Source organism: Streptomyces sp. YJ-C3 (assembly GCF_053891275.1).
Map to the genome: position 1 here is coordinate 3,639,851 of NZ_CM132685.1, position 26,213 is coordinate 3,666,063.

Consider the following 26,213-nt stretch of genomic DNA (forward strand, 5'->3'; position numbering starts at 1 on the left):
TCGGTTGCCGGTGGTGCGGGAGCGACCGGCGTTCGTGCCGGTCCGTGGTCTGTGGTGTGCGGCCTTCGCGCGGCGGTGCTCCCGGCGGCTGCGGGGAGGGGACCGCACGGCCGTCCCGCGGGTCGCCTCAGGTCCGGGGCCGGGCCGTCGCGGACCATGTCGCCAGCGACGCGGCCACGGCGGCGGCGACGGGGGAGCAGAGCAGGAGGGCCGGTGTGCCGAGCGCATCGGCCAGTGCGGCCCCACCGAAGGAGCCCGCGGCGAATCCGACGGTGGTCATGCTGTTGGCCCAGCCCTGTACCTCGTGGTCGGCGCCGGGCGGTGTCGCCGCTCCAAGGTCGGTGAAGAAGCGGGCGAAGACCGAACCGGTGGCGAGGCCGGCCGGGACACTGACCGCGGCCACCGCCAGGGGGCCCAGGAACATGGCCGCGCCGATCGCGCTCGTGCCGGTGGCCAGCAGCAGGAGCAGTACCGGCAGCCGGGTGATGCCGGAGCCGGGCAGTCTGCCCAGAACCAGAGCGCCGATGATGCTGCCCACGGAGAGGCCCGCCAGGAGCAGGCCGCTGTAGGCGGCCGCGTTCTGCTGCTGCGCGTAGACGGGCAGCGACACCTCCGTGGCCGCCAGGGCCGTGCAGAAGAAGAACTGTGTGCCGAACAGGCTCACCAGCGCAGCGCCCCCCAGACGGCGTCCGTGCCGGGGAAGCGGCGCGGACGGCGTCGCGTGGTCCGCCAGACCCGACAGCAGGACGATCGCGAGCGTCATCAGCAAACCGATGAGGACCAGGGGGAGCACGGGGCTGAGGGAGGTGCTGAGCCAGCTGGCCATGAGGGGACCGGTGATCAGGGACAGGTCCATCAGGGCGGATTCCAGGGCGTTGGCGGAGGAGCGGCCGCGGCCGCGGTCCACCGCGGTCCAGTGGGAGCGCAGCAGAATGCTGGCCGGCGGGAAGAAGGTGCCCATGAGCGCCGCTGCGGCGAGGACGATCGCGAAAGGCGCGGAGACGGCCGCGGCCACCGCGATCCCCGTCAGCCCGGCCAGATAACCGGCCAGACAGGTCCGTAGCACCGCGGGTGCTCCGTGCCGGGTGAGACGGCGGCCGCGAGCCGGGCTGCCGGCCGCGTTGGTGGCGAGCATCACCGCGACGACGGCGCCGGCCTGGGCGTAGGAGTAGACCGGCGAGACGAACAGCAGCGTGCTGACGGGAAACATGCTGATCGGCCACTTGGACACCAGGCTGGCAACGGCGAGCCGGGTGGCCCCCGGGGCGGCCAGGATCTCCCGGTAGGTGGCCACGAGGCCCACGGGCGGGTGTGCGGGCGTGGAGGTGTGGGCCGATGAGTCCGGGGACATCGGTTCAGGCATGTGAGGAGGCCGCGGTCGCGGCGTCGGTGCCGTCCACGGCTGCGGCGGGCCGCGTCTCCACCCGCACCAGGGACCTGATGCGGGCCAGTGTCGCGAGGACCGCGTCGGAGTCGGGACCGTGGACCGCGGCGCTGAAGGGGATGCTGACGTTGTCGTGTGTGGCGGGTACGTGCTCGCCCGGCGCGTAACCGAGTTCCACGCTGTCGACTCCGGGCAGGCGGGCCGCCTCCTCGGCCCCGTGCACCGCGACGAGCGGGCCGGGGCCCTGCTCGTTGTGCACGACGGCAGAACCGAACCGGACGGGAAAGACGACGGGCTTCTCGACAAGCGCCGGGCGCTGCCCGAGGTAGCAGGCGATCGTGTCGTGGAAGGGTCGCAGTCCGCCGTGCGCGATCCACAGGTCGACGGCGGGGCCCCCGGACAGCCGCGCGCCCACCTCGATGAGGAACTCGCCGTCGTCGGCGCACTTGACCTCGGTGTGGCTGGGACCGCGCCGGATGCCGAAGGCGGTCAGCACGCCGCGCGTGTAGGTCTCGACACGGGCGAAGTCGGGGTGCTCCGGGCCGATCTGGACGATGTCCCACAGCGGGAAGTCGTAGTCGGCGTCGTCGGGCCGCAGGTACTCCCAGATGTCCACCAGGCGGTGCTCGCCGTGCGCGCTCAAGAAGTTGACGGCGAACTCGCGCCCCCGCACGTAGCGTTCGACGAGCCATTCGCGCACGGGCTCGCGGTACACGTCGTGGGTGACGGGTGGGCCCTGGGCGTCGAGGTCGGCGGCGGTGGAGAAGACACGCACGCCCTGTGACCCTGCCCCCAGCGTGGGTTTGACGATCACGGGGAAGCCCACCTCGTGCGCAGCGGCCGCGATGTCGTTCCGCGAACGGACGAGCCGGAACTCCGGGATCCGGACGCCTGCCTGTGCCGCGTGCTCACGCATGGCTGCCTTGTTCCGGCGGGCCCAGGCGAGGGTGTGGTCGTTGCCCGGCAGGCCGAGCCGGTCGGCCAGCACATCGGTGAGGTGGACCCCGGCCTCCAGGCAGGGCACCACGGCCCGGGCATCGACGCCGGCGGCGGTGATGAGGCGGTGCGCCTCGTGCGGGTCGGCCGGGTACAGACTGAGATCGTCACCCTCCGCGTGCCCGGACAGGGAGGCCAGGTAGTCGTGTGTGTAGAGGGAGACGACGGAGAAGCCGAGGTCACGGGCAGCCGCCTTGAAGGGCCGTCCCTGCCGCACCGGGTCTATCAGGATGATCGCGGGTGCGCTGATGGTCATGGGCGCCTCTCCTCGATGCTCGGACGGCCGCCGCTCTCGCGAACGGCCCTGCGCTGTCTGGGAATTCTGTCCGTTGGGCGGAGCCCGGGGGCACGTACCCGGAGACGGTCTGAAAGGGCGGTACGACTGCCCGCTCGTGCAGAAGCCCCCGCCCTTAAGGCCGCATCCGGATTTCTGCCACCGGCCGGAATGCAGCCGGCCGTCTCGGGGGCGCACGCACAGGTTCGACGGCCGGTCGTCCGGGCAAGATGACAACGCTGTCGAGCAGGCGTGCCGACAGTGACCCTGATGTCCGGAAGTTGCGCCGCTCCGAATTCGGGGCGGCGCAAAATGTGTGCTCAAGGAACCCGAAACCAACGGAAATCAAACTCCGCGGCACCGTGCGGCTGTGTATATGACCAAGACTGATAGGGCTAACGGGTTTTTGCGGCAGGGCAGTTGTGGTGAGGTCATCCAACACTTCCAGCCACGATCCGACGTTTCACGTCAACTTGAAAGGTAACCATCAGTCGCCAGTCCACTACGGGGCTGTCGGCGCCTAGCATCTGCGGGCAGTACGGGGGATTCACCGGATCCACTTGAAAGCAAAGGACGTACATGTCTCGGCGCTACCCCACCCTGTGCAGCGACGCACCTCTTCGCCTGCTGCAGGAGCAGCCGACCGACCACATGGCACAAAGACCGGCGTCTGTCATCTCCGTCGTTCTGCACGGGGGCGACCCGCTCACCCGTGCCGGAGTCGTCGCCCACATAGGGCACCGGCCTTCCATGACGCTGATATCCGATCCGAGCCGAACTCTCGACGATCCCACCCAGGCCGTGGCGCTGGTGCTGGACCACGAGCTGGACGCGGAGTCCGTCGCCAAACTCCGCAAGCTGGCCACGGACTACGGCAAACGCGTCGTGCTGGTGGCGGGCGAACTGGAAGAGGAGCGGCTGAACTTGGTGATCGAAGCCAGGATCTCCTCCGTCGTCTGGCGTCACCAGGCCACCCCCGCGCGGCTGGTGAAGGCGATCGAGGCGACGGCCAGGAACGAGGGAGACATGCCCGGAGACCTCCTGCACCGGCTCCTTGCCCACCTCGAACGCCAAGCGCAGGGGACGGTGTTGAGCACCGTGGCGACCGGCCGTCCCACGGGGCGCGAACTGAACGTCCTGGAGCTGGTCTCGCACGGCCTGGGCACCAAGGAGATCGCCGAGAAGCTCAGCTACTCCGAGCGCACCATCAAAGGGATCCTGCACGATGCCATGACACGCCTGCACCTGCGCAATCGGGCACATGCCGTGGCCTACGCGATCCGCGAGGGCTACCTGTGACGGATCGCCCCGACCTTCCGCACAAGCGCCGCCCCACGTGAGAGCCCACACGTGTGACCCCGACAGGTGCGCCGGCAGGTCGGCGACAACGGACTGCGGCGGTCCACGACGAACCAAGAGGTCCGCCGCGGACCGCCGCAGGCCGGGAGCCCGGCGACGTGTCAGGACCGCAGGAGCGCCAGCAACTCACCGCGCAGCGCGCTGTCGTCGCCGAACGCGCCCAGGAACGCGGTCGACGTCATCTCGGCGCTAGTCTTGATGCCGCGCATCGTCATGCAGAGGTGTTCGCCCTTGGCCAGCACCGCCACGTCCCGGGCGCCCGTGACGTCCGCCACCTCCTGGGCTATGCCGGTGACCAGCCGCTCCTGCACCTGAAGGCGGTGAGCGTGGCGGTGCGCCACGCGGGCGAACTTCGAGAGGCCCAGCAGGCGGCTCGTGGGGCGATAGGCGATGTCGATCGAGCAGTTGAAGGGCAGGAGGTGATGCTCGCACAGCGACCACACCCGGATGTCAGAGACCACCACCATCTGGCTGGTGGTCGTGGTCTCGAAGAGGGTGTCGATGGTCCCGGGGTCGTAGTCGACGAACTCGCGCCACCAGCGAGCGAAGCGCTCGGGCGTCTGCCGCAGCCCGTCCCGATCGGGATCCTCACCGATCTCCTTGAGCAGCCGGTGCGCGAGATCGACCAGCGGATCGTCCCCGCTCTCCTCGTCCCCGGTCCGCGGTTCGACAGTGTTCATGGTCACTTCAGACACCTCTCTTGTGTCCCCAGACCAGCGTGTGCAGCCGGGTGGTCACGTTCCATCCCCGGTCGATGACCGAGGAGACGAGTTCCTGCATGTGTTTGTCGATGTCGTCCGGGCTCTGTCCCTCGGGCATGACCCAGACGGATTCGATGCCGAAGTCGGCGGCGAGCACACTCACCTCGTCAAGGTCCGCGACGGTGCGGCAGACAAACTTGAACGTGGTGCCCGGCGTGGTGGCGAACTGGCGCAGCGCCTGCGGCACGATGCGCCGTCGGGCCGGATCTCCGGAGTGCGCCAGCTTCGGCGAGACGTTGAAACGCACACCCGGCCGCACCAGCCGGCTGTCCGGGACGCGGGTTCCGTTGGTTTCGAACTCCACCTCCATCCCCGCGCCCAGCAGCGTCTCGACCAGGGGCAGCAACCGTGCCTGCTGACTGAGCGGCTCCCCGCCCGAGATGACGATGAGGTCGACCCCGAGAGCCGTCAGCTCCTCGGCGACCGAGGAGACCGGCCGCCGGTGCAACTCGACCTTGGGGTCGTAGCTGACGCCGCTGTCGCTGACGCCCTGCCAGTCCCACGTGTAGGGGGTGTCACACCAGCGGCAGGACAGGTTGCAGCCGCCGAGCCGCAGGAAGCCGCATCTGCGGCCGAGCGACCGTCCTTCTCCTTGGACGGCCTCAAGTGGGGCCGAAGATCTCGTTGACGACGAGTTCCGGTTCCACGGGGCACCACCTCCTCTTCAGTTCGGGCATGCGCCGGTTGCGGGTGAGGGCGAGGACTGCAGGGAGCGGGCCCGGAGGTCAGGGCCGGTACTCCGCCCACGTCTTGGGCGTTTCGGAGACGCGGACCGAGGTCAGCTCGGGAAAGTCCTTCTCCCACTGCGCGTACATCCACACCGCCAGGTTCTCCGCGGTCGGGTTCTGGTCGACGACGTCGTTGAGGTGGCGGTGATCCAGAGTGTCGTCGAGCCATTTCTTGAACACCGAGAGGTCGCCGTAGTCGCGGACGAACCCGACCGGCGTCAACTCGTGCTGCTCGGCGCTCAGTTCGAGTTCCACCGCGTAGTTGTGGCCGTGCAGCCGCGCACACTGGTGGTCTTCGTGCAGGCCGTCGAGCCGGTGACTGGCGGAGAACTCGAAACGCTTGGTGATACGCAGGGTCATGACGGGAGGGAGACCTTTCTTCTGAGGACGGGGCGCCCCGGGTGGCCGGGGGCGCTCACGAGAAGGACGCGGTGGCGTCGGGGAGGACACCGAGCTTCTCCAGCACCGAGCGGCGCGAGATGACGGGAGCGAATGCGGAGTCCCCGCCGACCGGCGGGGCCAGCGGCTCGACGAGCGTGTCGGGGTCGGACTCGAAGAAGAACACCAAGGACAGCAGTTCCTCGTGAGGGGCGCTCGGACTGGGCGCCAGCACGCGATGGCGCAGCGCCCGCCAGCGGCCGTTCGTCCAGAGCTCCATCAGATCGCCGAGGTTCACCACCAGCGCCTCGGGGTCGTACGGCGGCGCGAACCAGCCGTCGGCCTCGTTCCAGGCCTGCAGACCGCCCACGCCCTGCTGACGGCTGAGGATGGTGAAGGCGCCGAGATCGGTGTGCGGACCGTTGCGCAGCTGCCCGCTCGCCACCGCACCCACGGTGGCCAGTGACGGGTACCAGCTCACGTTCTGGGTCCACGTGGCGTGACCGGCACGGCGGGTGAAGAAGTCCCCGGGCAGTCCCAGCACCTCGGCGAACAGTGTGTTCACGCCGCGAGCCACGCGCTCCATGTGAGCGGTGTAGGCCTCGGTGGCCCGGCGCAGTCCGGGCAGCACCGCGTCGGGCCACCGGTTGCGCGGGTAGCAGTAGCGGTCGATCGCCTCGTCGCCCGAACGGTACGCGGGGCCGGCGTAGAAGGACTCGTGCAGGTCGGGCGCCGCCATCGGCTCCTCGCCCTCCTCGCGAGGCACCCCCACACCTCCGCCGGGATGCATCTCCAGCCAGCCGCTCTCGTACGGGGCGCCGATGGCACAGGGCTCCTTCGCCTCGCGCGGCAGAGCGAAGAACTCCCGGCCCTGTGCGCGGAGTTCGTCCATCGCCCGGCGCGGCACGCCGTGTCCCTTCAGCAGGAACATGCCGGTCTCGCGCAGGGCCAGGTCCAGTGCCGTGGCGGTGGCTTGCCGCTCCTGGTCGGAGGCAGTGGGCCAGGCGCCGAGGTCGACGGTCGGGATGGCGCTGTTCATGGGGGGCTCCTTTCGTACGGTGCGGTGTTCGTTCTCGTCAGCCGTGAAGAGTCGCGTCGACGGACGCTCCGAGGATGTCGACGCCCTGGTCCAACTCGGCGTCGGAGACGGTGAGCGGCGGCAAGAGCTTGACCACGGAGCCGTCCGCTCCCGATGTCTCGACCAGGAGCCCGCGCCGGAACGCCTCCGCGGACACCTGGGCCGCGATGGCGCCGGCCCTGTCACCGTGGGACCGGAAGTCGAGCCCCGCGGCCAGGCCCCGTCCCTTCACGGTGGGCACGCCGTCGTGGTGCCCACGGGTGATCTCACCGAGCGCGCTGGCGAGCCGTTCGCCGGACCGCCGCACAGCCTTCTCCAGGTCGTTGCCGGACCAGTAGGCACGCAGTGCGGCGGCGCCGGTCACGAACGCCGGGCCCACACCACGGAATGTGCCGTTGTGGTCGCCGGGCTTCCAGACGTCGAGTTCGGGGCGGATCAGCGTCAGCGCCAGCGGCAGGCCGTAGCCGCCGATCGACTTGGACAGACACACCATGTCCGGCACGATGCCGGCGTCCTCGAAGCTGAAGAACGGGCCGACCCGACCGCAGCCCATCTGCACGTCGTCGACGATCAGCAGCACCCCGTGGCGGCGGCACACCGCTGCCAGAGCGCGCAGCCAGTCGTCCTCCGCGGCTTGTACCCCGCCCTCGCCCTGCACCGTCTCGACGATCACGGCGGCGGGCTTGTCGAGTCCGCTCCCGCTGTCGCCGATCATGCGGTCCAGAAGTTCGGGGGCGCTGCCCGGGTAGCCGTCGTAGGGCATGGAGACGGCATGCCCCAGTGGTACGCCGGCCGCGGCCCGCTTGGCGGCGTTGCCGCTCACAGCCAAGGCGCCGAGCGTCATGCCGTGGAAGGAGTTGGTGAAGCCGACCACGGTGGTGCGACCGGTCACGCGCCGGGCGAGTTTGAGTGCGGCCTCGACCGCGTTCGTTCCCCCGGGGCCGGGGAACACCACGCGGTAGTCCAGTGCCCTGGGCGCGAGGACGGTCTCGTGGAGCGTGGTCAGGAAACGGCGCCGGGCGACGGTGAACATGTCCAGGGAGTGTGCGATCCCGTCCCTGGCGATGTAGTCCATCAGGGCCCTCTTCAGAACGGGCGGGTTGTGGCCGTAGTTCAGTGCGCCGGCGCCGGCGAAGAAGTCCAGGTAGCGGCGGCCGTCCTCGTCGTAGAGCCAGCTTCCCTGGGCGTGGTCGAACACCACTGGCCAGGTACGGCTGTAGCTGCGGACCTCGGATTCCATCTGTTCGAACACGTTCATCAGATGTCCTTCGTGCATACCCCCGCGTCGAGGCGGGTGAGGGAACGAGGGTCCTGCGAAGCAGGGTGGGAAGAGCCGCTCCGCCCGGGGCGCAATTCAGCGGGGAAAGGCCCTCAAGCCGACGCCGAGGGCGCTCTTGAGGCGGCGTAGACGGTGGGGTCGTGGACACCGGCCGCGGTGAATGCTTCGCGGCGCTCGATGCAGGACGCACACCTCCCGCAGTGCACCTCCTCACCGCGGAAGCAGGTCCAGGTGTCCTCGAACGGCACGGAGAGCTGATCGCCGAGGGTGATGACCTCACGCTTGAGCAGCCGGGCCAGGGGCGCGATCAGGTCCAGGTCCGGGTGGGCGTGACCGCGGGTCGCGATGCGCTCCATGGCGAGGAAGGCGTCCAGGAACTCGAGCGATGTGTCCGATGGACCTATGTCCTCCGCCATGATCCCGAAGGCGACGGCTTCGGCCCGCTCCACGACGGCCAGCGCGAACGCCGCTGAGAGCAACAGGGCGTTTCGGTTGGGGACGATGTTGGGACGGCCGGGGACCGCGATGTCACTGTCGGCCGGCCCGCCGCCACCCGTGCCCTCGTCCGGGACATCGACGGCGGAGTCCGTGAGGGAGGAGCCGCGCAGTACTCCGCGGGCGCCGCCGAGATCGGCTTCCTCGTACGGGGCGTCGAGGCGGCGGGCGACCAGCCGGGCACAGTCGAGTTCGCGTCGGTGGCGCTGCCCGTAGTCGATGCCGAGCAGGTGCAGGTCGTGGCCCTGCGCCCGCAACTGGTACGCCATGGTGACGGAGTCGATTCCGCCGGACACCACCGCAATGATCTTTGACACGTGTCGTCCTCACTTCGTCAGTGCACCAAGAAGGTGACCGGCCGCCCGGTCTCGTCGGCGCCGTCACCCATGCTGCGTCGCCGGGGGCGGTGGGGGACATGTCCGGCGGTACGGGCGCCCAAGATCTGCCCGTTGTCCTCTCGTGCAGCCGTGCCCGCCGGACGGACAACATCGGGTGGCCGAGCGGACACTCGTCGGCGCGAGAGCGGGCGCGGCCACGCGGAGCCCGTCGAGGGGCGACAGCCGCGCAGAGCACGACGAAGGCCCGGACACCATGGGTGTGTCCGGGCCTTCGTCGTGCTCTGGCCGGTCAGTCCTCGGCGGTGAGCTGGGCCCGGAGAACGAACCAGTGCCGGGCCAGGTGGATGCCCTCCTGCGCGGTCGCCCGCGTGACGTAGCGATCGAAGGCCTCGCGATCGGACTCGGTGTCGTAGTCCTCGAAGATCGGCACCATCTGCAGGAACCGGTCCAGATCTTCAGGGGTGTGGAAGAACTCGTCGTAGGAGAACTCGCGCTCGTAATCGACGGTGAAACCCGCGTCCTCAAGCCTGCGACGCTCCTCCAGCGCCACTGGCGTCCCGGCCCAGCGTCCGTACAACTGGCCCCGGCCGAACGTCTCCTTCAACGTCCGCACATCCCGCTCACCGATACCCAGGTAGACCACTGATCCGCCGTGGCGCAGCACCCTGCGGAACTCCTCCGGGAACAACGGACCGCGCCGCGAGGTGACCAGATCGAAGGTTCCGGCGGGGAAGCCGGTGGCCGAGGCGTCCCCGCCGGCGAATCGGACATGGTCCAGTCCCGATGCGGCCCGGTGCCGTTCTGCCGACGCCAGCATTTCCGGGGACAGATCCAGCCCGTCCACTCGCCCGAACGAGGGGGCGAGGCCCAGCAGGTTCAGGCCATCGGCGCAGCCGACATCCAGCAACTTGCCTGTAGCCGAGCCGAGTTCGTGCACCAGGGCATCGAATTCCTCCTCCGGATCCCCTTGTGGATAGGAGGTGGTGCGCCGCGCACCGCTGGAGTACCCACCGAACTTCTCGGCGACCTTGGAGTAGAACCCCTGCTGCTCCGCCATGATCTGCCCTTCGCTCAACCGTCGAGGTGTGGAACGGTCCATGCTGTCGAGCGCCCGCTCCATGCTGAAGGGCCCACCGTTCGGACCTGCGCGGTCCGGAGGGCGACCACAAAGTCACCCCCACTGCCCGAGCGGGCATGAGCCGAGGCTGGTCGGACTGCGCAGGCGGACGCCGTGCGTGCCGTGACCGGCGCGGCGGCCTCGGGCGGGAGGGGAGGCGGCGCGGCTGTCACCGGCGGGCAGCACGGCACGATATCTCCCACAACGATGTTGCTGTTGCTGTTGCTGTTGCTGTTGATGGCTCAGGGCGACGTTGCCGTCGACGCCGGAGGCCGAGTGCGGTTCCAACTGGAGGGGCTCCGGTGCGTGAGGAAGACGGCCGGGTGATCGCGGCCATCAGCATCGCGGCCCTCCCTCACTGCCCGCGGGATTCGCCGCCGAGGAGACCGGAGTCGGCGGGACCGGGGTCGGAATGATCTGGGCAGGATGCCTGGCTGTTGTTCCGTGCTTCAGGTCCCACAGCATGAGCCGGATACGGTCCTGCGCGCTCACTGTCTACCGAGAAGGGATACGCGGGTGGTGGCCATCGGCGATCCACTGCCCGGTAGCCGAACGACTGCCGGGCCTTCACCGTGTCCGGCGTCGATGCGGCCTGCCGCGGTGTTCCCGTGATCGCGGATGGCGGCTACCAAGGAACCGGACTGCTCATCCCGCACCGCAGACGTCCAGATCAACAGTGCCTGAGCCCGGCACAGGAGGCTGAGAACGCGGTCCACCGCCGGGCCCGGGCGCGTGTCGAGCACGCCTTGTCCCGCCTGAAGAACTGAAAGATCCTGCGGGACTGCCGACTCAAGGGCAACGGCGTGCACCAAGCCATGCTCGGTGTCGCACACCCCCACAACATCGCCCTCACTGGATAACTCCAGCCCCATACGGGACAGCCTCTAGGTAAACCTCAGGAAGCGGCCTTGCGCAGGGCCGCCAGGGCCTGGTCCGCGTGCGCGCTCATTCTGAACTCGCTGCGTACCACTTCGAGTACGCGCCGGTCCGTGCCGATGACGAAAGTGGCCCGCTTCGTCGGCAGCGGGCCGAAACCGCGGGCCACACCGAACTGCCCGCGCACCACACCTCTCTGTGCCGCTTGGATCGCTGCTCCTTGAGCGCGGCGGTTCGGCTCTGGCTACAGAAGCACGAGCTCAGGCGGCCGGAGCGGGACAGAGGTCGGGCGTCGACTTGGAACTGACGGGGCGTTACGAAAGTCAGCATTGGGTCAGCATCAGTCCGGCTAAAGCTGGCTACAGCTGACGAAACTTGCGACTCATAAGTGCGGGTCCAGGTGTTCCGAGAAGCGTTTACGATCGCGTGGGAGGGAAGTCAGGTGAGTCGACTTTGCTGCTCGTCCGACTTCACGTGGAGTGCGCCGAGAACAGCCCGTTCAGCGCACCCGACCTCGCGGTTTAAGCGGCACAGGCGGCAGCTCAGGCGCATCCAACCGCCCTCCGTCGTACCCCTTCACATCCCCAAATCGCGACCCACTCATCCAGTCCTCCCGCGCCTGCGTGATCTCGTCCTGCGACCTGCCGATGAAGTTCCACCACATCACCAGCTCCTCCTCGAACGGCTCGCCGCCCAGCAGCATCAGGCCCGCGTCCGACGCCGCCCGGACCGGGAGTTCGGTGCGGCCGCAGCCGAGGTAGAGCATCGAGCCGGGGAGCAGCGGGACGCCGTCGACGTGGGACTCGCCGGACATCGACAAGGCCGCGTACTCGAAGTCGGGGTCCAGGGGGACGCGGACGTCGGCGCCGTGGGCCAGGGCCAGGTCCGCGCCGACGATCGGGGTGTACGTGGTGCCGGGGGAGGACGCCCCGTCCAGCGAGCCGAGGACGACCGTCGCGGTCAGACCGGGGGCCGTCACCGTCGGCAGATCTGCGTGGTGCTCGAAGTGCGGGTCCGTGTGGCGGTGGGCGTCGGGAAGCGCCACCCACAGCTGCGCGCCGTGCAGGAAGCGGGCGTGGGACTTCGGGCTCTCCTCGGAGTGGGAGATCGCCCGGCCCGACGTCATGAGACCGAGTTCGCGGGGGCGGATCGTCTGCAGGCTGCCCGTGCTGTCGCGGTGCAGCACCTCGCCGTCGTGCAGCCAGCTCACCGTCTGCAGCCCCATGTGCGGGTGGGGCGGCACCTGCATGCCGGGCTCGTCGGCGATGTCGTCGGGGCCGTAGTGATCGACGAAGGCCCAGGCCCCCACCATGCGCCGGCCCAGATTCGGGAGCAGCCGGCGCACCTCCGTGGACCCGCCCAGCTTCACCCTGCGCGGGCTGAGGAGTTCCCGTACCGGTTCCGCCACGACGAAGCCCCGTCCGCCGCACACGGAGGGCACCGCCTCGCGATCAAGATTGCTCATGTCGGACAACCTAGTCCCGCCGCCGTGTCCCGTCAGGCCCGAGGCCGGAAGTCGCCCCGTCGGACGGCGCGCGCCCGGTGCGCCTGCCGCCCGTACGGGTCATCCCAGCGCGCCCCGCGCCGTCCCTGCCACTGGAATGGACGAGTGCCCCTCGTGACCGCGGTGCCGGACACACCGCCGGACGACTGCCTCGCCCGCAACGACTGGATCTGCGGCGAGTACCTGAGCACGCGCCGGCACATCCTCGTCGACGCCGTCGTGCAGCATCTGCAGATCACCCTCGTCGCCGTCGCGATCGCCCTCGTCATCGCCGTACCGCTCGCCGTCGTCGCGCGACGGTGGGGGTGGGCCGCCGGGCCCGTGCTCGCCCTGACCACCGTGCTGTACACGATCCCGTCGCTGGCCATGTTCTCGTTGCTGCTGCCCGCCTACGGGCTCTCCGCCACGCTCGTCGTCGCCGGCCTCGTGCTGTACTCGCTGACCCTGCTCGTGCGGAACATCCTCGCCGGGCTGCGCGCCGTGCCCGAGGAGACCCGGCAGGCCGCGCGCGGTATGGGATACGGGCCGATCCGGCTGCTGCTCACCGTGGAGCTGCCCCTCGCCCTGCCCGCCGCCATGGCCGGGCTGCGCATCGCGACCGTGTCGGCCGTGTCCCTGGTGACCGTCGGCGCCATCGTCGGCTACGGGGGCCTCGGGAACCTGATCTACGCCGGGATGAACACGTACTTCAAGGCGCAGGTACTGACCGCCTCTGTGCTCTGCGTCGTCATCGCCATCGCCGCCGATCTGGTGCTGCTGGGCGTGGGCCGGCTGCTCACCCCCTGGACGAGAGCGAGCCGCGCGTGAAGACCCTCACCGACGCCTGGGACTGGCTCAGCGACCCGTCGCACTGGTCCGGCGACGACGGCATCTGGCACCGGCTCACCCAGCACCTCGTGCTCACGCTCGTGTGCCTGGTCATCAGCTGCCTGATCGCCCTGCCCATCGCCCTGGTGCTCGGGCACCTGGGCAAGGGCGGGGCACTCGCCGTGAACATCTCCAACGTCGGACGGGCCGTGCCCACCTTCGCCGTCCTCGTGCTCCTGCTGCTCACGCCGCTGGGGAACTACGGCGAAGGGCCGACCGTCGTCGCCCTCGTCCTGTTCGCCGTGCCGCCGCTGCTCACCAACGCGTACGTGGGCATGCGCGGCGTCGACCGGGAAGTCGTCCGGGCCGCGCGGGGCATGGGCATGACCGGGCGGCAGATGCTGCTGCGGGTCGAGGCGCCGCTCGCGCTGCCCATGATCCTCAACGGGGTACGGATCGCGGCCGTGCAACTCGTCGCCACCGCCACCATCGCCGCCCTCGCGGGCGGCGGCGGCCTCGGACGCATCATCACCGCCGGGTTCAACCTCGCCAGCACACCGCAGGTGGTCGCCGGCGCCGTGCTCGTCGCCGTGTTCGCCCTCGTCGTCGAGGGACTCTTCGAGATCGCCGAGCGGCTCGCGCCGTCCTGGGCGCGGGGGAGGGCCGGATGAGGGCGCGACTGCGCGGACCGGCGGCGCTGCTGGGGCTCGTGCTGCTCGTCGCCGGGTGTTCCAGCGGGCCGTCCCTGGAGAACCAGGGCGAGGTGACGGCGCCGCCCGGCGACAGCAAGCACCTCGTCATCGGATCCGCCGGGTTCACCGAGAGCGACCTGCTCGCCACCATGTACGCGCTGCTGCTGAAGAACGCCGGCTACGGGACCGAGATCCTGTCCGTCGCCAACCGGGAGCTGTACGAACCCGCCCTGGAATCCGGCCAGATCGACGTTGTCCCGGAATACGCGGCCACCTTCGCCGACTGGCTTAACGCCAAGACCAACGGGGCCGACGCCGATCCCGTCGGCTCGCCCGACCTGGACGCCACCATGAAGGCGCTGCGGGGACTGGCCCGGCCGCGGGGCCTCGTGGTCCTCGACGCCGGCAAGGCCGTCGACCAGAACGCGTTCGCCGTCGCCCGGTCCTACGCCGCGCGGCATCACCTCAAGACCCTCAGCGATCTGGGCGCGTCGGGCCTCGAGGTACGGCTCGCCGCCGGTGACGAATGCGTCCAGCGGCCCTACTGCGAACCGGGGCTGAAGAAGGTCTACGGCATCGACATCACCGGCGTCGACCCGAAGGGCGTCGGCACCACCCAGTCCAAGAAGGCCGTGCAGAGCGGGCAGGACCAGATGGTGCTGACCACGTCCACCGACGCGACCCTGGCCGACTTCGGCCTCGTCCTCCTCGACGACGACAAGCATCTGCAGAACGCCGACTACATCGTGCCCGTCGTGAACCGGTCACGGGCGGGCAGCGCCAAGGTCGCCGCGGCCCTCGGGGCCCTCAACTCCGTACTGACCACGGAGGATCTGGCCTCCCTGAACCAGCAGGTCGACAGCTGGCGGCGGCTTCCCGAGGACGTCGCCAGGACGTACCTGGAGGACAAGGGACTCCTGAAGTAGGCCGATACGGGAGGGTGTGCGGGGGCTGGATCGCGGGAAGGTGGAACGCCCCCCGCCCCGACCCGTCCGGACAGGATCGTCCATGACCTCAGCCGTCGTCGTCGGCGCGGGCGTGCTCGGCGCCTGCGTCAGCCGTCATCTCGCCCGCGCGGGCGTCCGTGTCGTCGTCGTGGAGCGGGCCCGGCCCGCGAGCGGCACCTCCGGCGCCACGTTCTCGGCGGACGTGACCCACCTCAAGACCCCGTACGCGTACTACCGGCTGAACCGGCAGGGCTCCGAGGAGCACCGCCTCCTGTCCGAGGCGCTCGGCGGCCCGGCCTGGCGGCACCCGGCGCCGCTCCTGCAGTGGGCCGACGGCGACGACGCGCACCGGGCGCTGCGCGAACGGGCCCTGCGCGCCCGGGGCTGGGGCCACGAGTGCCGCCTCGCCCCGCCGTCCGTGCTGAGCGAGCTGGCGCCGGCCGTGGACCCGGCCGCCTGCGGTGCCGACGAGGTCGTGGTGCACGAGAACACGGCCTGGTTCGACGCGCCGCGCTTCGTGCACGCCCTGCTCGACGACGCCGTGCGGCACGGCGCCGAGACACACTACGGGGTGGCCGTCACCGGTCTGACGCGGGCGGACGGGCGGATCACCGGCGTCGTGGCGGGGGCGCGCTCCTGGAGCGCCGATGTCGTCGTCAACTGCGCCGGGCCCGCGGCCGACCGGATCGCCGGGTTCGCCGGGGTCCGGCTGCCCCTGCGTCAGGTCCCGGGTCTAGTCACCGAGACGGACCCGCTGCCGGGGGAGCCGCTGACCGCGATCGTCGCCGCCCCCGACATCGACCTGCGGCCCACCCCGGGCGGGGGCGTGCTGGCCCTGTCCTGGGAGGTCGACGCACGACTCGACGGCGCGGCCCGCGGCCTCCCGCAGGAACTGCACCGGCGCGCCGAAGCCGTTGTCCCCGGCCTGGCGCGGGCCCGGATCGAGGACGCGCGCATCGGGGTGCGGCCCGTGCCCTCCGACGGGCTGCCGCTGGTGGGAGTGGCCGCGGGGGCGCCCGGTCTCTACCACCTCGTCTCGCACAGCGCGGTCACCCTCGCGCCGGTGCTCGGCCGGCTCGCCGCGCAGGAGATCGCCACCGGACGGCCCGTCGCCGACCTCGCCGCGTACCGGCCGGACCGGACCGTCCCCAGCGACGTACAGGACGAGAACTTGCGCGCCATGAACCACTGGCGCCCCAGGCCTCAATCTGCACCTTAGGGTGAGGCTCATCGGGTCGTGCCGTCGGTCGGACAGGGAATCGGTGCGGAAGCGGTGGCCGACGCGTCGTCTTCTTGGAGAGACTCGTCGGCGTGTCTGACACCTCGTTGCTCGTGGCTGGTCTCACTGGTGTGACGGCGATCGCGGCCAGCTCGCTGGCCAGTTGGTTGACCAGCAGGGGCAATGCGACCGCTGCGCGGATCCAGGTCGGTGCCACGGTGGACGCGCAGCGTCGCGAAGGCATCCGGCAGACTCGGCGGGCCGCCTACCTGGACCTCATCGAGCGGGCTCAGTCCGTCGCCGACGGGCTTCGAGGCATCGACGGTCTGGCGACGACCGAGTGCGAAGCCGCACTGGACGCTCACCGCGACCGGCATCAGCACCTGCGTCGGGCCGTGACGCTGATCGGTCTGGAAGGCCCGTCCGCCGTCGAGGTCGCGGCGTCGAACTTGTTGATCATGTCGGGGACGCTCAGCACCGCTCTGGCGGCCCTGGCCCAGAACGTGTGCCGGGAGAACCGTCGCGAGTTCCAGGAGACCCTGCGTGCGTACATACGGCTGATCAGGCCCACCGTGGATGCGGCTGCCGCCGCACTGGATGAGACGTAGTCATCTTCTGGCCCCCCTTCGCAGCAGTGACAGTGGCAGTGGGCGGCGGGAACGAGTCAGGCGTCGGCGACCGAGTCGAACTCCACCTCGTCGCGGCCGACCCCCTGTGCGTCCGCGTCGACCGACCGGCGCAGCGCCTCGTGCAGCTTCGCCGGGGTGAGGACGCCGAGGAAGCGCGAGCCGTCCAGGACCGCCACCCAGCCGGCGTCGTGCTGGAGCATCACGCCGAACGCCTGCTTGAGCGGGGCGCCGATCGGCACCCACGCGTTCATCCGGTGCGCCAGATCGGCGACCCGGCCGTCCGGCCCGGCCAGCGTGACCTCGTCGATCCCGACCCAGCCGTGCAGATCGCCCTGTGCGTCCAGGACCACGGCCCAGCGGACCGCCTCCTCACGCATCCGGGCCGCGGCCTGCGCGGCGGACTCGTCGAGCCGGGCCACCGACGGCTGTTCCAGGTCGTCCGCCTCGATCTCGGTCACCGACAGCCGCTTGAGCCCGCGGTCCGCGCCGACGAACTCGGCGACGTACGGCGTCGCGGGGGTGCCCAGCACCGCGCCCGGGGTGTCGAACTGCTCGATGCGCCCCTGCCCGTACACCGCGATCCGGTCGCCGAGCCGGACCGCCTCCTCGATGTCGTGCGTGACCAGCAGGACCGTCTTGCGCACCGCCGCCTGCATCCGCAGGAACTCGTCCTGCAGCTGCTCGCGCACCACCGGGTCGACCGCGCCGAACGGTTCGTCCATCAGCAGGACCGGCGGATCCGCGGCCAGCGCCCGGGCCACGCCCACCCGCTGGCGCTGACCGCCCGACAGCTGTTCCGGATAGCGGCTGCCGTACGTCTTCGGGTCCAGGCCCACCAGATCGAGCAGCTCCGCGGCGCGCGCCCGCGCCTTCGGCTTCTTCCAGCCGATCAGGGCCGGGACGGTCGCCGTGTTGTCGAGGATGGTGCGGTGCGGGAAGAGGCCGACCTGCTGGATGACGTAGCCGATGCGCCTGCGCAGCTTGACCGGATCGACGGACGCGATGTCCTCGCCCTCGACGTAGATACGGCCGGACGTCGGCTCGATGAGCCGGTTGACCATCATCATCGTCGTGGTCTTGCCGCAGCCGGACGGGCCGACGAGCGTGACCAGTTCGCCCTCGGCGACCTCGAAGGAGAGGTCGTCGACCGCCGTGGTGCCGTCCGCGTACCGCTTGGTGACTTGGTCGAACCGGATCATGAGCTCACGCTAACCGCGCGTCTCACTCCTCGCTCACCAGCACCACCTCCAGCGTGCGCGGACCGTGCACCCCCTCGACCCGGTCCAGCTCGATGTCGCTGGTCGCGGACGGGCCCGAGATCCACGTCAGGGGGCGCGTCGGATCGAGCCGTTCGAGGGCCTGAGGGACCGAGGAGACGACCTGGCCGGGGACGCGGACGACGCAGATGTGGTGGTCGGGGACGAGGGTGATGCGGCGGCGGCCCTGGTCGGGGGAGCCGTCGAGGACGATCGTGCCGGTCTCGGCGACGGCGACCGCGCAGGCGGTGACGACGCTGTCGACCTCGTCGAGTTCGGCGGGGGTGTGCGCCGCGCGGTCCTGGATCCGCGTGGGATCGGCCGCGGCCAGCCACTCCACGGGAAGCTCCGGCGGCACGACCACCGTCTGCGAGCCGTGCGCGGCCAGCAGCCGCATGACCGTCTGAGGCAGTTCCGCGCCGGTGCACCGGTGCACGATCGCCCGGTAGTCCGCCAGATTCTCCGCCAGCAGATCCACCGTCTGCTCGACCGTGCGGTCGCCGTGCTCGCGCAGATAGCTCCGGTCGATATCGGTGTCGTACGTCGCCGGGGCCCCCGCCGGGCCCCCGAGCGCCCGTCGTACCCGGCCCAGGATCACGTCCCTGCTGCTCACTTCGCTCCGCCCTTTCCGCCGTTCGTCCGCTGCCACCAGTCGCGGAACGGTTCCGCCGGCACCGTCGGCAGATCCCGGGTGGCCGTCCACGCGCGGCCGGGGCCCGGCACCGTGCGCGGATGGAAGCGGCGGGTCCGCGAGGCCAGGCGCTGGCCGGTGCCGAGTGCGGCCGGGTGGGTGAACGCCCAGCGGGCCGCGCGCATCGCGGCCCGCTCCGCCGCGTGCCCCTTCGCCGGTTTCAGCGTCACCTTCGCGCCGCGCCGGGTCACCTCGCCGCCCTGGACGACCCGCTCCCGCAGATGCACCAGCACCTCGGGGATGTCGATGGCGACCGGGCACACCTCGTAGCAGGCGCCGCACAGCGACGACGCGTACGGCAGCGACGCGTCGATCTCGCTCCCGGTGCCGCGCAGCTGCGGGCTGAGGATGGCGCCGATCGGGCCCGGGTAGACCGAGCCGTAGGCGTGCCCGCCCGCCCGCTCGTACACCGGGCAGACGTTGAGGCACGCCGAGCAGCGGATGCAGCGCAGGGCCTGGCGGCCCACCTCGTCGGCGAGGGTGTCGGTGCGGCCGTTGTCGAGCAGCACCAGGTGGAACGTCCGCGGGCCGTCGGAGTCGGTGGTGCCGGTCCACGTCGACGTGTACGGGTTCATGCGCTCGGCGGTGGAGGAGCGGGGGAGCGTCTGGAGGAAGACCTCCAGGTCCTGCCAGGTGGGCACGGCCTTCTCGATGCCGACGACGGAGATCAGGGTCTCGGGCAGGGTCAGGCACATGCGGCCGTTGCCCTCGGACTCGACGACGACGAGGGTGCCGGTCTCGGCGACCATGAAGTTCGCCCCGGAGATGCCGACCTTGGCGCGCAGGAACTTCTCGCGCAGGTGAAGGCGGGCCGCCTCGGCCAGTTCGGCGGGAGTGTCGGTGAGTCCGTCCGGAGCCGGCCGGCCCCAACTGCCCATCTTCCGCTCGAAGATGTCGCGGATCTCGCCGCGGTTGCGGTGGATCGCCGGGACCAGGATGTGCGAGGGGCGGTCGTCGCCGAGTTGCACGATGAGCTCGGCGAGGTCGGTCTCGTAGGCGGCGATGCCGGCTTCCTCGAGGGCTTCGTTGAGGCCGATCTCCTGCGTGGCCATCGACTTGACCTTGACCACTTCGGTCTCGCCCGTCTCGCGGACGAGCCGGGTGACGATGCGGTTGGCCTCGTCGGCGTCGGCGGCCCAGTGGACGGTGCCGCCCGCCGCCGTCACCGCCTCCTCCAACTGGACCAGGTAGTGCTCCAGATGGCGCAGCGTGTGGTCCTTGATCTGTTTGCCCGCCTCGCGCAGCCGCGCCCAGTCGTCCAGTTCGGCGACGGCGCGGGCGCGCTTGTCGCGGATGGTGTGGGTGGCGTGCCGCAGATTGGCGCGCAGCGTCGTGTTCCGTACGGCGTCGTGCGCGGCCTTCGGGAAGGCCGGCATCCCGAGATACGTACCGCTCATGCCAGGGGCTCCTCTTCCGTGCTCGCCAGGATCTCCGCGATGTGGACCGGCCGGAGCGCCGTGTGCAGACGGCTCATCGTGCCGCCGATGTGCATCAGGCACGAGTTGTCGGCGGCGCACAGCACGTCCGCGCCCGTCGACTCGGCGTTGCGCACCTTGTCGGCGCCCATCGCCGACGAGACATCGGAGTTCTTCACGGCGAAGGTGCCGCCGAAGCCGCAGCACTCCTGCGCGCCCGGCAGCTCCACCAGCTCAAGTCCCTTGACGGCACGGAGCAGTTGGGTGGGGCGGTCGCCGAGGCCCAGAGAGCGCAGACCGTGGCACGTCGGGTGGTACGTCACCTTGTGCGGGTAGTACGCGCCGACGTCGGTGACGCCGAGCACGTCCACCAGGAACTCCGTCAGTTCGTACGTCTTCGGGACGACCGGCGCGAGCGTCGTCGCGAGGCCGTCGCCGCGGCCCTCCGCGCGGGCCCGCTCGCCCATCCGGGGGTACAGCTCACGCACCATCGCCGCGCACGAACCGGACGGCGTGATGATGGCGTCGTAATCACCCGTGCCGATCCCCGGCCCGAAGACATCGGAGAAGTGGCGGGCCAGCGGCTCGGCCTCGTGCCGGTAGCCGGTGTTGTAGTGGGCCTGTCCGCAGCAGGTCTGGGCGGCCGGGAAGTCCACTTCCACGCCCAGTCTGGTCAGCAGTTTCACCACGGCACGTCCGGTGTCCGGGTAGAGCGTGTCGTTGACACACGTCAGGAAGAGCGCGACACGCATCGTGGCCCCTTCGGTCGGTCGATTCGGCTCGATCATCGGATGGGTGCAGGGTACGTCGTACCGGGGTTCGGGTCACGGGGTGGTGACACGGGCCGCGGCCGCCGTCCACCGGGCACGGTCGCCGCGCGGCGCGTAGCGCGTCAGCGGCTGGCTGTCGGCGACCAGTCGGCGCATCGCCGCGCGGTCGCCGAGGACTCCGTCGGCGCGCGCCTGCACGAGGACGTTGCCGAGCGCGGCGGCCTCCGCGGGGCCCGCCACGACCGGCAGTCCGCAGGCGTCCGCGGTCAGTTGGCACAGCAGGGCGTTACGGGCCCCGCCGCCGACGATGTGCACGACGTCGACCGGCCGGTCGGCGAGGCGGGCCGCCTCCTCGACGGCCCGGCGGTGGGCGAGGGCGAGCGAGTCGAGGATGCAGCGCGTCGTCTCGGCGCGGGTGCGCGGCTCGGGCTGGCCGGTGGCGCGGCAGGCGGCCGCGATCCGGTCCGGCATGTCGCCGGGGGCGAGGAACGCGGCGTCGCCCGCATCGACGACCGAGCGCAGCGCGGTGGCCCGCGCGGCCTCGTCCAGGAGCTCCGCCAAGTCGGTCTCGTCCCAGGCGCGTTGGCACTCCTGGAGCAGCCACAGGCCCATGATGTTGCGCAGGTAGCGGACCGTGCCGTCGATGCCGAGCTCGTTCGTGAAGTTCGCGGCGCGGCTCTCCTCGGTCAGGACGGGGGCGTCGAGTTCGAGACCCGCGAGTGACCAGGTGCCGGTGCAGATGTACGCGAAGTTCTCCCCGGTGGCAGGGACCGCGGCGACCGCGGACGCGGTGTCGTGGGAGGCCACGGTCGTCACCGGAACGGGACCGGTCAGGCCGGTCTCGTCGAGGACGCGGGGGAGCAGCTCGCCGGCCGGGTCGCCGGGGCGGCGCAGCGGCGCGAACAGGCCCAGGTCGATGCCGGTGCGGGCCGCGACGTCCCGCGCCCAGTCACCCGTGCGGGGATCGATGAGCTGGGTGGTGGAGGCGTTCGTCAGCTCGGTGCCCTGCTGCCCGGTCAGCCAGTACGTGAGCAGGTCCGGGATCAGCAACAGCCGCTGTGCCGAACGGAGTTGAGCGGTGTCGCGGGCCGCCGCGAGCTGGTACAGGGTGTTGAACGGGGCGTACTGGAGGCCGGTCGTGGCGTACAGCTCCTGCGGCGGCACGCTCGCCCAGACCTTCTCGGCGATGTGGTCCGTGCGGGTGTCGCGGTAGTGGAACGGGTTGCCGAGGAGCGCGCCGTCCGCGTCGAGGAGCCCGTGGTCGACGGCCCAGCTGTCGATGCCGACGGACCGGACCTGACCGGCCTTGCGCAGGCCGTCCAGGATGCCCGCGTACAGGGCGAGGACGTCCCAGTGCAGGTGGCCTCCGGCGTTCACCGGTCGGTTGGGGAACCGGTGCGCTTCGCTGAGGTTCAGCGTGGTCGGGGTGACCTGGGCCGTGATGACTCGGCCGCTCGATGCGCCCAGGTCTATCGCGGCGTAGGGGGTGGTGGGCATGGAGGTTTCGCCTTTGCGCCGTTGCGGGTTGGGGGTGTGTCGCCGGGGGCGGGTCGTCGTGGGCTGGTCGCGCAGATCCCCGCGCCCCTTGCGGGGCGCCGGTCATCCGGCGCCCCGGGTGTCCCCGGTCAGCGCAAGAACGCCGCCGCCACCCCCGCGTCCACCGGGACGTGCAGGCCCGTCGTGTGGGTCAGCTCCCCGCCCGTGAGGGCGAACACGGCGTTGGCGACATGCTCCGGGAGGACCTCGCGCTTGAGCAGGGTCCGCTGGGCGTAGAACTCGCCCAGCTTCTCCTCCTCGATGCCGTACGTCGCCGCGCGCTGCGCGCCCCAGCCGCCCGCGAAGATGCCGGAGCCGCGCACGACACCGTCCGGGTTGACGCCGTTGACGCGGATGCCGTCGCCGCCCAACTCCGCTGCGAGAAGGCGTACTTGGTGGGCCTGATCGGCCTTGGTGGCCGAGTAGGCGACGTTGTTGGGGCCGGCGAAGACGGCGTTCTTGGAGGCGATGTAGACGATGTCGCCGCCCATGCTCTGCTGCCGCATGACGCGGGCCGCCTCGCGCGAGACGAGGAAGGAGCCGCGCGCCATGATGTCGTGCTGGAGGTCCCAGTCCTTCGCCGTCGTCTCCAGCAGCGGCTTGGAGATGGAGATGCCGGCGTTGTTGACGACCAGGTCGACCCCGCCGAAGGCGAGCGCCGCGGCCCGGAAGGCCTCGGCGATCTGCTCCTCCGACGTGACGTCGACGGTGACCGCCACGGCCTTGTCCGCGCCGCCCAGTTCCTCGGCGACCGTGGCCGCGCCCTCGGCGTTGAGGTCGGCGACCACGACGCAGGCGCCCTCCGCGGAGAGGCGGTGCGCGATGGCCCTGCCGATGCCGCTGCCCGCGCCCGTCACCAGCGCCACGCGCGTGGCGAGCGCCTTGGGCTTCGGCATCCGCCGCAGCTTGGCCTCCTCCAGCTCCCAGTACTCGATGCGGAACTTCTCGGACTCCTCGATGGGCGCGTACGTGGAGACGGCCTCGGCGCCCCGCATCACGTTGATCGCGTTCAGGTAGAACTCGCCCGCGACCCGCGCCGTCTGCTTGTCCTTGCCGAAGCTGAACATGCCGACACCCGGGACGAGCACGATCGCCGGGTCCGCGCCGCGCATCGCGGGGGAGTCGGGCGTGGCGTGCCGCGCGTAGTAGGCGGCGTACTCCTCGCGGTACTCGGCGTGCAGCTCCTTCAGCCGGGCGACGGCCGTGTCGAGGCCGGCCGACGGTGGCAGGTCGAGGACCAGCGGGCGGACCTTGGTGCGCAGGAAGTGGTCGGGGCAGGAGGTGCCGAGGGCGGCGAGGCGCGGGTGCTCGGCGCTCGCCAGGAAGTCGAGGACGGTCTCGGAGTCGTCGAAGTGCCCGACCTGTGGCCGGTCGAAGGAGGCCAGGCCCCGGATCACCGGAGCGAGCTCGGCGGCGCGCGCCCTGCGCTCGGCCCCGCTCAGGGCCGCGTACCCCTCGACGACCGGACCGAACGGCTCGGTCTTGCCGCGCTCGGCGAGGAACGTCTCCGCGGTCCGGATGATGAACAGCGAGTTCGCCTCGCACTCCTCGGCGGTGTCGCCCCACGCGGTGATGCCGTGACCGCCCAGCACGCAGCCGATGGCCTCGGGGTGGGCGGCCTTGAGTGCGGCGATGTCGAGCCCGAGCTGGAAGCCGGGCCGCCGCCACGGCACCCACGCGACCTTGTCGCCGAAGCACTCGGCGGTCAGCTTCTCACCGTCGGCGGCGCAGGCGAGCGCGATCCCGGAGTCGGGGTGCAGGTGGTCGACGTGGGCGGCGTCCACCAGACCGTGCATCGCGGTGTCGATGGACGGCGCGGCGCCGCCCTTGCCGTGCAGGCAGTAGTCGAACGCGGCGACCATCTCGTCCTCGCGCTCCACCCCCGGGTACACCTCGGTGAGCGCCCGCAGGCGGTCCAGGCGCAGGGCGGCGAGCCCGGCCGCGGTGAGCGTGCCCAGGTCGCCGCCCGAGCCCTTGACCCACATCAGCTCGACGTCCGCACCGGTCACCGGGTCGGTGTCGGTGCCCTTGGCGGAGGTGTTGCCGCCCGCGTAGTTGGTGTTGCGGGGATCGGCGCCCAGGCGGTTCGAGCGCGCCAGCAGCGCGGCGACTTCGGGAGGGGTGGCGGAGGTCATGACGGGTTCCTTTGCGAGTTCGGTGAGCGGGTGTCGACTGCGGGAGGGACTGCGGTCACGCCCCCCAGCCGGCCTGCTCGCCGCCCACCCGCTCGGCCACGATCCGCTCCTGCCACCCGGACGCGTGGTAGGCGGCGACGGGGTCAGGGGCCAGGCCCTGCTCCTCGCGCAGTTCGCGCAGCAGCGGGCGCACGTCGGTGTTGTAGGCGTCCATGAGGACCGCGTTGGCGGTGAGGACGTCGCCCTCGCGCTGCGCGGCGGTCAGGGCGTCGCGGTCGACGAGGAGCGCCTTGGCCGTGGCCTCCTGCACGTTCGTCACGGAGCGGATGACCGCCGGGATCTTCGCCTCGATGTTGTGGCACTGGTCGAGCATGAACGCCACGTTCGTCGCCGCGTCGAAGCCGCCGTTCTTGGCGACCTCGTGCAGGATGCGGAACAGCTGGAAGGGGTCCGCGGATCCCACCATCAGGTCGTCGTCGGCGTAGAAGCGGGAGTTGAAGTCGAAGCCGCCGAGCCTCCCCTCGCGCAGCAGCAGCGCCACGATGAACTCGATGTTGGTGCCGGGCGCGTGGTGCCCGGTGTCCACCACGACCTGCGCCCGCTCGCCCAGCTTCAGGCACTGGAGGTACGACGTGCCCCAGTCCGGCACGTCCGTCGTGTAGAAGGCCGGCTCGAACAGCTTGTACTCCAGGAGCAGCCGCTGGTCGTCGGCGAGCCGCTCGTACACCGCCGCGAGGGACTCGGCCAGCCGGTCCTGGCGGGCCACGATGTCGTCCTGGCCCGGGTAGTTGGTGCCGTCGGCGAGCCACAGCTTCAGGTCCTTCGACCCGGTGGCGTCCATGATGTCGACGCACTCCAGGAGGTGGCCGACGGCCTTGCGCCGCACCTTCGGGTCCGGGTGGCAGACGCTGCCCAGCTTGTAGTCGTCGTCCTGGAAGGTGTTGGAGTTGACCGTGCCGAGTTCGAGGCCGCGCTCCTTCGCGTAGGCGGCGAGGGCTGCGTAGTCGTCGACGGTGTCCCACGGGATGTGCAGCGCCACCTTGGGGGCGATGCCGGTGAACTCGTGCACCTTGGCGGCGTCGTCGAGCTTCTCCTGGGGGGTGCGCGGCACGCCGGCCTGGGCGAACACCTTGAACCGGGTGCCGGAGTTGCCGTAGCCCCAGGACGGCGTCTCGATCCGCTGATCGGCGAGTGCGGCCTTCACGGCAGCGATGTCAGGCATGTTCACCTCTGAGTGCGTGAATCGATTCACTTCGCTGGGGAAGTTAGCCCCGGGCGATCCGGCCGTCAAGGGGTCCGGCACGAGGTCAAGTGCGTTACGCAATCGTGCTGTTACCTCGCCGCGTGCGGTCTTCCCCGCTTTTTCCTCGCAGTTCACGCGATGCCGGGGGCGGGCGAAGCGGGCGATTCGGCGCAGCCCGGTGATTCGGCTTCACTCCGGCCCCTTGACCTCTCCGGAGGGACGGAGCTAGCTTCCGGGCAACTTCACTGAAACATTTCACGCCGGTGATCCGCCCGGCGCCCTCAGTGGCTCTCGTGCGCTCGGCAC

Annotated in this window: 23 protein-coding genes and 2 pseudogenes; 7 read left to right on the forward strand and 18 right to left on the reverse strand. The window is 70.7% G+C overall.

The window, feature by feature from the left end:
• Positions 1 to 127 precede the first annotated feature (127 nt).
• Positions 128 to 1,351, reverse strand: a complete 1,224-nt coding sequence (locus tag ACVHNB_RS16000; RefSeq protein WP_456228416.1) for an MFS transporter — start codon at positions 1,349 to 1,351, stop codon at positions 128 to 130.
• Positions 1,352 to 1,355: 4 nt separating this feature from the next.
• A complete protein-coding gene (locus tag ACVHNB_RS16005; protein WP_456228417.1) occupies positions 1,356 to 2,636 on the reverse strand; it encodes an ATP-grasp domain-containing protein in 1,281 nt (426 codons plus the stop codon).
• A 768-nt stretch (positions 2,637 to 3,404) separates the two neighbouring features.
• Between ACVHNB_RS16005 and ACVHNB_RS16010 the strand changes: the two genes are divergently transcribed.
• Complete coding sequence (locus ACVHNB_RS16010; RefSeq protein ID WP_456228418.1) at positions 3,405 to 3,953, forward strand: helix-turn-helix transcriptional regulator; 549 nt, start codon at positions 3,405 to 3,407, stop codon at positions 3,951 to 3,953.
• Between the two features lie 161 nt (positions 3,954 to 4,114).
• Here the strand turns inward: ACVHNB_RS16010 and folE are convergent, their stop codons facing one another.
• The 7 genes from folE to ACVHNB_RS16045 all read right to left on the reverse strand — a co-directional run bounded on the left by folE (position 4,115) and on the right by ACVHNB_RS16045 (position 10,190).
• On the reverse strand, positions 4,115 to 4,693 hold the full coding sequence (gene folE / locus ACVHNB_RS16015) for a GTP cyclohydrolase I (RefSeq protein ID WP_428950490.1): 579 nt from the start codon (positions 4,691 to 4,693) through the stop codon (positions 4,115 to 4,117).
• Between the two features lie 7 nt (positions 4,694 to 4,700).
• Complete coding sequence (locus ACVHNB_RS16020; protein WP_456228894.1) at positions 4,701 to 5,330, reverse strand: 7-carboxy-7-deazaguanine synthase QueE; 630 nt, start codon at positions 5,328 to 5,330, stop codon at positions 4,701 to 4,703.
• A gap of 169 nt (positions 5,331 to 5,499) precedes the next feature.
• Entirely contained in the window at positions 5,500 to 5,862 is a 363-nt protein-coding gene (queD, locus tag ACVHNB_RS16025; protein ID WP_428950489.1) for a 6-carboxytetrahydropterin synthase QueD, read from the reverse strand.
• A 55-nt stretch (positions 5,863 to 5,917) separates the two neighbouring features.
• On the reverse strand, positions 5,918 to 6,919 hold the full coding sequence (locus ACVHNB_RS16030; protein WP_428950488.1) for an isopenicillin N synthase family dioxygenase: 1,002 nt from the start codon (positions 6,917 to 6,919) through the stop codon (positions 5,918 to 5,920).
• A 37-nt stretch (positions 6,920 to 6,956) separates the two neighbouring features.
• Positions 6,957 to 8,216, reverse strand: coding sequence for a diaminobutyrate--2-oxoglutarate transaminase (gene ectB / locus ACVHNB_RS16035; RefSeq protein WP_428950487.1), 1,260 nt, complete (start codon positions 8,214 to 8,216; stop codon positions 6,957 to 6,959).
• Positions 8,217 to 8,329: 113 nt separating this feature from the next.
• A complete protein-coding gene (locus ACVHNB_RS16040) occupies positions 8,330 to 9,049 on the reverse strand; it encodes a 7-cyano-7-deazaguanine synthase (RefSeq protein WP_428950486.1) in 720 nt (239 codons plus the stop codon).
• A 310-nt stretch (positions 9,050 to 9,359) separates the two neighbouring features.
• Positions 9,360 to 10,190, reverse strand: a complete 831-nt coding sequence (locus ACVHNB_RS16045) for a class I SAM-dependent methyltransferase (RefSeq protein ID WP_456228419.1) — start codon at positions 10,188 to 10,190, stop codon at positions 9,360 to 9,362.
• Positions 10,191 to 10,703: 513 nt separating this feature from the next.
• On the opposite strand from ACVHNB_RS16045, the pseudogene ACVHNB_RS16050 reads away from it, so the two are divergent.
• A pseudogene (locus ACVHNB_RS16050) lies at positions 10,704 to 11,047 on the forward strand (transposase family protein); the annotation flags it as partial.
• Positions 11,048 to 11,082: 35 nt separating this feature from the next.
• Here the strand turns inward: ACVHNB_RS16050 and ACVHNB_RS16055 are convergent.
• Both ACVHNB_RS16055 and ACVHNB_RS16060 read right to left on the reverse strand, forming a co-directional pair.
• Positions 11,083 to 11,256, reverse strand: a pseudogene (locus tag ACVHNB_RS16055) (peroxiredoxin); the annotation flags it as partial.
• Positions 11,257 to 11,562: 306 nt separating this feature from the next.
• The gene (locus ACVHNB_RS16060; protein ID WP_428950484.1) at positions 11,563 to 12,528 is read right to left on the reverse strand and encodes a pirin family protein; all 966 of its coding nucleotides are present in this window, start codon (positions 12,526 to 12,528) and stop codon (positions 11,563 to 11,565) included.
• Between the two features lie 153 nt (positions 12,529 to 12,681).
• Between ACVHNB_RS16060 and ACVHNB_RS16065 the strand changes: the two genes are divergently transcribed.
• From ACVHNB_RS16065 to ACVHNB_RS16085, 5 genes are all read left to right on the forward strand, one after another.
• Positions 12,682 to 13,374 (forward strand): ABC transporter permease, encoded by a 693-nt coding sequence (locus ACVHNB_RS16065; protein ID WP_428957445.1) that lies wholly within the window; start codon positions 12,682 to 12,684, stop codon positions 13,372 to 13,374.
• Positions 13,371 to 14,045 (forward strand): ABC transporter permease, encoded by a 675-nt coding sequence (locus ACVHNB_RS16070; protein ID WP_456228420.1) that lies wholly within the window; start codon positions 13,371 to 13,373, stop codon positions 14,043 to 14,045. The genes ACVHNB_RS16065 and ACVHNB_RS16070 overlap by 4 nt, the downstream gene beginning before the upstream one ends.
• A complete protein-coding gene (locus ACVHNB_RS16075; RefSeq protein ID WP_456228421.1) occupies positions 14,042 to 14,992 on the forward strand; it encodes an ABC transporter substrate-binding protein in 951 nt (316 codons plus the stop codon). The genes ACVHNB_RS16070 and ACVHNB_RS16075 overlap by 4 nt, the downstream gene beginning before the upstream one ends.
• A gap of 82 nt (positions 14,993 to 15,074) precedes the next feature.
• Positions 15,075 to 16,232 carry an NAD(P)/FAD-dependent oxidoreductase gene (locus ACVHNB_RS16080; RefSeq protein WP_428950481.1) on the forward strand — a complete coding sequence of 386 codons (1,158 nt, stop codon included), beginning with the start codon at positions 15,075 to 15,077 and terminating at the stop codon, positions 16,230 to 16,232.
• A gap of 92 nt (positions 16,233 to 16,324) precedes the next feature.
• A complete protein-coding gene (locus ACVHNB_RS16085) occupies positions 16,325 to 16,840 on the forward strand; it encodes a hypothetical protein (RefSeq protein WP_428950480.1) in 516 nt (171 codons plus the stop codon).
• Between the two features lie 56 nt (positions 16,841 to 16,896).
• Here ACVHNB_RS16085 and ACVHNB_RS16090 read toward each other — a convergent pair whose 3' ends face one another.
• The 7 genes from ACVHNB_RS16090 to rhaI all read right to left on the reverse strand — a co-directional run bounded on the left by ACVHNB_RS16090 (position 16,897) and on the right by rhaI (position 25,886).
• A complete protein-coding gene (locus ACVHNB_RS16090; RefSeq protein ID WP_428950479.1) occupies positions 16,897 to 18,060 on the reverse strand; it encodes an ABC transporter ATP-binding protein in 1,164 nt (387 codons plus the stop codon).
• Between the two features lie 22 nt (positions 18,061 to 18,082).
• On the reverse strand, positions 18,083 to 18,730 hold the full coding sequence (locus ACVHNB_RS16095) for a LutC/YkgG family protein (RefSeq protein WP_428950478.1): 648 nt from the start codon (positions 18,728 to 18,730) through the stop codon (positions 18,083 to 18,085).
• A complete protein-coding gene (locus ACVHNB_RS16100; protein WP_428950477.1) occupies positions 18,727 to 20,205 on the reverse strand; it encodes a LutB/LldF family L-lactate oxidation iron-sulfur protein in 1,479 nt (492 codons plus the stop codon). Before ACVHNB_RS16100 ends, ACVHNB_RS16095 begins: the two co-directional genes overlap by 4 nt.
• A complete protein-coding gene (locus ACVHNB_RS16105; protein ID WP_456228422.1) occupies positions 20,202 to 20,975 on the reverse strand; it encodes a (Fe-S)-binding protein in 774 nt (257 codons plus the stop codon). The genes ACVHNB_RS16100 and ACVHNB_RS16105 overlap by 4 nt, the downstream gene beginning before the upstream one ends.
• 72 nt (positions 20,976 to 21,047) lie before the next feature.
• Positions 21,048 to 22,490 (reverse strand): rhamnulokinase, encoded by a 1,443-nt coding sequence (locus ACVHNB_RS16110; protein WP_456228423.1) that lies wholly within the window; start codon positions 22,488 to 22,490, stop codon positions 21,048 to 21,050.
• 128 nt (positions 22,491 to 22,618) lie between these two features.
• The gene (locus ACVHNB_RS16115) at positions 22,619 to 24,664 is read right to left on the reverse strand and encodes a bifunctional aldolase/short-chain dehydrogenase (RefSeq protein WP_456228424.1); all 2,046 of its coding nucleotides are present in this window, start codon (positions 24,662 to 24,664) and stop codon (positions 22,619 to 22,621) included.
• 55 nt (positions 24,665 to 24,719) lie between these two features.
• Positions 24,720 to 25,886, reverse strand: a complete 1,167-nt coding sequence (gene rhaI, locus ACVHNB_RS16120; protein WP_456228425.1) for an L-rhamnose isomerase — start codon at positions 25,884 to 25,886, stop codon at positions 24,720 to 24,722.
• Positions 25,887 to 26,213: the final 327 nt, after the last annotated feature.

Coding starts and splice junctions, on each gene's coding strand:
- ACVHNB_RS16000 (WP_456228416.1), bottom strand. CDS start 1,351: ATGTCCCCGGACTCATCGGCCCACACCTCCACGCCCGCACACCCGCCC.
- ACVHNB_RS16005 (WP_456228417.1), bottom strand. CDS start 2,636: ATGACCATCAGCGCACCCGCGATCATCCTGATAGACCCGGTGCGGCAG.
- ACVHNB_RS16010 (WP_456228418.1), top strand. CDS start 3,405: ATGACGCTGATATCCGATCCGAGCCGAACTCTCGACGATCCCACCCAG.
- folE (WP_428950490.1), bottom strand. CDS start 4,693: ATGAACACTGTCGAACCGCGGACCGGGGACGAGGAGAGCGGGGACGAT.
- queD (WP_428950489.1), bottom strand. CDS start 5,862: ATGACCCTGCGTATCACCAAGCGTTTCGAGTTCTCCGCCAGTCACCGG.
- ACVHNB_RS16030 (WP_428950488.1), bottom strand. CDS start 6,919: ATGAACAGCGCCATCCCGACCGTCGACCTCGGCGCCTGGCCCACTGCC.
- ectB (WP_428950487.1), bottom strand. CDS start 8,216: ATGAACGTGTTCGAACAGATGGAATCCGAGGTCCGCAGCTACAGCCGT.
- ACVHNB_RS16045 (WP_456228419.1), bottom strand. CDS start 10,190: ATGGAGCGGGCGCTCGACAGCATGGACCGTTCCACACCTCGACGGTTG.
- ACVHNB_RS16060 (WP_428950484.1), bottom strand. CDS start 12,528: ATGAGCAATCTTGATCGCGAGGCGGTGCCCTCCGTGTGCGGCGGACGG.
- ACVHNB_RS16075 (WP_456228421.1), top strand. CDS start 14,042: ATGAGGGCGCGACTGCGCGGACCGGCGGCGCTGCTGGGGCTCGTGCTG.
- ACVHNB_RS16080 (WP_428950481.1), top strand. CDS start 15,075: ATGACCTCAGCCGTCGTCGTCGGCGCGGGCGTGCTCGGCGCCTGCGTC.
- ACVHNB_RS16090 (WP_428950479.1), bottom strand. CDS start 18,060: ATGATCCGGTTCGACCAAGTCACCAAGCGGTACGCGGACGGCACCACG.
- ACVHNB_RS16100 (WP_428950477.1), bottom strand. CDS start 20,205: ATGAGCGGTACGTATCTCGGGATGCCGGCCTTCCCGAAGGCCGCGCAC.
- ACVHNB_RS16105 (WP_456228422.1), bottom strand. CDS start 20,975: ATGCGTGTCGCGCTCTTCCTGACGTGTGTCAACGACACGCTCTACCCG.
- ACVHNB_RS16110 (WP_456228423.1), bottom strand. CDS start 22,490: ATGCCCACCACCCCCTACGCCGCGATAGACCTGGGCGCATCGAGCGGC.
- ACVHNB_RS16115 (WP_456228424.1), bottom strand. CDS start 24,664: ATGACCTCCGCCACCCCTCCCGAAGTCGCCGCGCTGCTGGCGCGCTCG.
- rhaI (WP_456228425.1), bottom strand. CDS start 25,886: ATGCCTGACATCGCTGCCGTGAAGGCCGCACTCGCCGATCAGCGGATC.